This is a genomic window from Actinoplanes sp. NPDC051633 (assembly GCF_040681735.1).
GTDB lineage: Bacteria > Actinomycetota > Actinomycetes > Mycobacteriales > Micromonosporaceae > Actinoplanes.
On sequence record NZ_JBFAZH010000728.1, the window covers coordinates 1 to 4,004 of the forward strand.

General features: G+C 65.9%; 6 protein-coding genes. 4 read left to right on the plus strand and 2 right to left on the minus strand.

Annotated elements, in window-relative coordinates:
- Both AB0M20_RS30730 and AB0M20_RS30735 read left to right on the plus strand, forming a co-directional pair.
- Positions 1-993 (plus strand): peroxidase family protein (locus tag AB0M20_RS30730; protein WP_364303823.1); only part of this gene is annotated, 993 nt, incomplete at its 5' end.
- Between the two features lie 150 nt (positions 994-1,143).
- Complete coding sequence (locus AB0M20_RS30735; protein WP_364303824.1) at positions 1,144-2,598, plus strand: GGDEF domain-containing protein; 1,455 nt, start codon at positions 1,144-1,146, stop codon at positions 2,596-2,598.
- Between the two features lie 40 nt (positions 2,599-2,638).
- On the opposite strand, the gene AB0M20_RS30740 is transcribed toward AB0M20_RS30735, so the two are convergent.
- On the minus strand, positions 2,639-2,881 hold the full coding sequence (locus AB0M20_RS30740) for a DDE-type integrase/transposase/recombinase (RefSeq protein WP_364303825.1): 243 nt from the start codon (positions 2,879-2,881) through the stop codon (positions 2,639-2,641).
- A gap of 88 nt (positions 2,882-2,969) precedes the next feature.
- On the opposite strand from AB0M20_RS30740, the gene AB0M20_RS30745 reads away from it, so the two are divergent.
- Positions 2,970-3,104 (plus strand): hypothetical protein, encoded by a 135-nt coding sequence (locus AB0M20_RS30745; RefSeq protein ID WP_364303826.1) that lies wholly within the window; start codon positions 2,970-2,972, stop codon positions 3,102-3,104.
- Positions 3,105-3,141: 37 nt separating this feature from the next.
- Here AB0M20_RS30745 and AB0M20_RS30750 read toward each other — a convergent pair whose 3' ends face one another.
- The gene (locus tag AB0M20_RS30750; protein WP_364303827.1) at positions 3,142-3,312 is read right to left on the minus strand and encodes a hypothetical protein; all 171 of its coding nucleotides are present in this window, start codon (positions 3,310-3,312) and stop codon (positions 3,142-3,144) included.
- Positions 3,313-3,648: 336 nt separating this feature from the next.
- Between AB0M20_RS30750 and AB0M20_RS30755 the strand changes: the two genes are divergently transcribed.
- On the plus strand, positions 3,649-4,004 hold a 356-nt coding region (locus AB0M20_RS30755), incomplete at its 3' end, for a hypothetical protein (protein ID WP_364303828.1).

Consider the following 4,004-nt stretch of genomic DNA (forward strand, 5'->3'; position numbering starts at 1 on the left):
GTCCTGGACGTGCCGCGGGACGCCAACGGCCGGGCGATCATCCCCGAAGCCCGCAACGACGAGAATCTGATCGTCGTCCAGTTCCACAAGGCCATGATCCAGTTCCACAACCGGATCGTGGACTACGCCCGTTCCCAGGGCATTCGTGAGGAGTGGTTGTTCGAGACGGCCCGCCGGCTGACACGGTGGCACTACCAATGGGCGGTTGTGCACGACTTCCTGCCGCCATTCGTCGGCGACGAGCTCATCGGCACCAACGGCAGCGTGTACAAAGAGGTCGCCGGAAAAGCCCCGGTCATCAACCTCGCCTACTACAGGCCCACCAACCGGGACGGCCGGCCCTTCATGCCGGTCGAGTTCTCCGTCGCCGCCTACCGGTTCGGCCACAGCCTCATCCGGCCCTTCTACATCATCAGCGACGCGGGGAAGGTTGATGTCTTCGGCCCGGCCGGTGGCTTCAACCTCAACGGGGGCCGCCCGATCCCCAGCAATCTGGTCATGCAGTGGAAGAACATCCTCGACATCGACGGCTCCAAGGGCCGCCCGCCGCGGAAGATCGACACCAAGTTGTCGCTCCCGCTGACCGCCCTCCCCGGCTCCGCCGTCCCGCCTCCCGACCCGACGGTCCACCTGGCCGTCCGCAACAACCGCCGCGGCAAGGCGGTCGGCCTCCCGTCCGGCCAGCAGATCGCCCGGGCCATGCGCGTCAATGTCTTGTCCAACGCGACGCTCGGACTCACCGATCCGGGATGGGGCGGCGAGGCACCGCTGTGGTTCTACATCCTCAAGGAGGCCGAGCTGCCCCCGTACAACGGTGAGCGGCTCGGACCGGTCGGCGGCCGGATCATGGCCGAGGTCCTGGTCGGACTCCTGCAGCGAGATCCCAACTCCTACCTCTACCTCGACGCGGCATGGAAGCCAGCCCCACCCATCGCGCCGACCACCGGCAAGTTCACCTTCGTCGACCTGCTGAAATACGCGGGAGCCGCCTGAGCCACCGGAGCCGGCGGCCTGCTCGTCGAGGTACTGGCGATGTCGGCGCCGCCGCGGAGAACACCCGAGGCCCCTTACGCGCTGAGAAGCGGTGAGGGGCTTTCTCCCGTCGCCTCGGCAACCGCGTTGCTACCGGGTAAGGCTTGGATCGTGCCCGAGCGTGTCGATCAGGCCTCCATGGTGCGACACTCGCTCGGTACGGGGTACACCCGTCTACGGTCGTTCGTCCAGCGGGACCCGATGCGCTCGTTGCGACTGCTCTTCCTGGTGTCGCTGTTGACCTGCGCGGTGGGACTGACGATCCAGACCCACCATGCCGGGCTCAGCGTCGCCGTGACTCTGTTGTGCGCGGCGGTGCAACTCTTCGGTTTTTCCTTGCGGGTCGTGGAGTTCCGCCGAGCGCGTCCGGTGCCGTTCTGGGTCGATGTCATCGAGCTGACCATGGTGTTGGTCCTGCTGTCGCAGGTGACGGACGTCAGTCCGGTCATCAGCACGTTCTTCATGGCCGTTCTGTTCCGCGCGGCGATCGGCCGGCTGCGGCGGGTGCTGCTGTCCCAGGCGGGCTATCTCGGCATCTGGGTGATCGCCATTATCATGCCTTGGCACGTGGCGCCGGTCCCCGGAGCGATGATCTCGCTGCCGATCACCAGCCTCATGGTCTACGGCACCCGTACCCTGATGGCGAAGTTGCAGGAGCAGCAGAAGGCGCAGAACGCGCTGCTCGCCGGCGTGCTCACCGAGCTGCCGTTTCCCGTGGTCGTCACCGACGACACCGGGGACGTGGTCATGGCCAACCCCGCGGTGCTGGAACTGATCGGGCCGTCGCAGGCCGATGTGCCGGACCTGCGTGCGCTCGAGATGCGGGACCTGGAAGGGCGTCGGGTCAACCTGCACGACGTCGCCGCCGGCTGCGGCGCGGACGGCACCAGGACCAAACTCGAGGTACGGGTGGTCCGGGCGGACGGTTCGACGGTGCGGGTCGTGGTGCAGACGGTGCCGATGACCACGGGCCTCACTCAGCGACGTGGGGTGGTGCTGGCCCTGCTCGACGTGACCGCGCAACGCTCGTACGAGGAGCACCTGCACAAAGTTGCCTACTACGACATGCTCACCGGGCTGCCGAACAGGCGCATGCTGTTCGAGCGACTGGGCGTGGCGCACGGCACCGACGCCCCCTACGCCCTGCTGCTGATCGACCTGAACGACTTCAAGATCGTCAACGACATGCTGGGCCACAAGATCGGCGACGAGGTGCTGGCCGGTGTCGCCGAGCGGATCAGCTCCGCGGTGGACCAGACCGCGACGGTCGCCCGCCTGGGCGGTGACGAGTTCGCGGTGCTGCTGCCGCACGCGGCCCAGGCCGACGCCGAGACCGTCGCGGAGGCGGTTCGTAGCTCGTTCGCCGAACCGTTGCAGCTCAGCTGCGGCCCGCTGCAGAGCAACGGCACGGTGGGCGTCGCATTCGCCGCGCCCGGCCAGACGCCGGATGATGTGATGGAGCAGGCCGACCACGCGATGTACCTCGCCAAGCCGCCGAGCAAACGTCGCCACCGCTCACCCCTGAGCCCGCGTAACAATCAGTCGGAGGTGCCGACGGGCACCTGACGGCCCGGCGACGGCCGTTCGGGAGGTCAACTCCGAGTTCCTAGTGGCCACGGCGCAGGTTCTGCAGGAAAGCGTGGCCTGCGATAACCGCCTGCGCGGTCCTGTCGGTCTGCAATCCGCGCATCGGACGTAGCCGGCACTTGAGTTGACCGTGCTCGGCCTCTATCGGGTTGTTCGCGTACTGCTCGACGTGGTGCCAGGCCGACGGAAGCACCTCGTCGAGCACGGCGGGACAGACCGGCGCAGCGTCCGTAACCATTTCTTTGGGCGTGATCTTCAGCATCCGCAGGCGCCGGCAAAGAACCGACGAGCCGCAGCGGCGTGCCGGCGCGTGGAGACCAGCACGTCGATGACCTGGCGACCCGCTCGAGGTGGCAGCCGCTTTGAACCCGGACAGCGAGTACCCGCGCGACGAGGTCGACTACCCGTCGGCGACAACCCCGGACGACCCTTTCGGAGATCCGGACCCGTACCCGACTGGCGACGACGACCCGGCCAAGCGGTGAACACCCCTCGACGACGGGCGTTCCCTCGCCGCTCTGCTTAATCATTGGTCATCAGGCGGCCACCTTCCGCCGCAACCTCGAGGCCGAGCTCGTTCAATGTCAGGCTCGCGATGACGCGCCGCCGGCCGAGACCGGCTGGAAGCTCACGGCACACATGTTCGCGCATCGACGACGAATAAAAGTCCGAATCGGACAGGTTAGACCGCAAGAGTGTGAATGTACGGTACGGTCCGTGTGGTAGCCCGTGAATCCCGCTGCATCGTCGCTGGTTCAGGCATCGCGGCCGATGGCTTGGCGGCCGGCTTCGGCCGCGGTCCACATGTATCCGGCGCGATCCGTCGCAGGTGCCCGACATCCGAGCAACGACGGTGCAGCCACACGTTCTCTACGGTGCATTGACATGCCGAATTGAGTGCGTCGCGTCCGGGCCGGTAACCTCGAGACGTGTGTTCCTACTTACTTACTGAGCCGGCGACGAACTTGGCTGAGGCGCTAGGCGCTTGGTGGGCCTAGGAATGGCCGTCGTTGAGGGCGGAGGCAAGCGGTGGAGATTCTGAACGGCATGGGGTACAACGCCATCACGCTGTCTATCGCCATTGCAGCGCTCGCTGTGGGCGGGTTTGGTGCCTTCTATGCCTACCGAGCGTTATTTCCGCCTAAGCGACGCCTGACTTTCTATGCCTTGCCAGCGGCGCCTTTATTGTCCAACAGAACAGCCTCTTCGGTTGGCGTTAGCGTGACCCGTGAAGGCCAAGTATTGGACGATCCCCACACGGCAACGGTATCCGTTGAAAATACCGGGCGACACGGCGTCGGTTCGTCACAGTTTGACGGCGGCCGACCCATTTCTCTCGACCTTGTTGCACCAATCAAGGCGATACTGAAGGTGTCGATATCTCC

Bases quoted from the DNA above. Each gene is read 5' to 3' on its own strand.
- AB0M20_RS30740 (WP_364303825.1), bottom strand. From the start codon at position 2,881: ATGCTGAAGATCACGCCCAAAGAAATGGTTACGGACGCTGCGCCGGTC.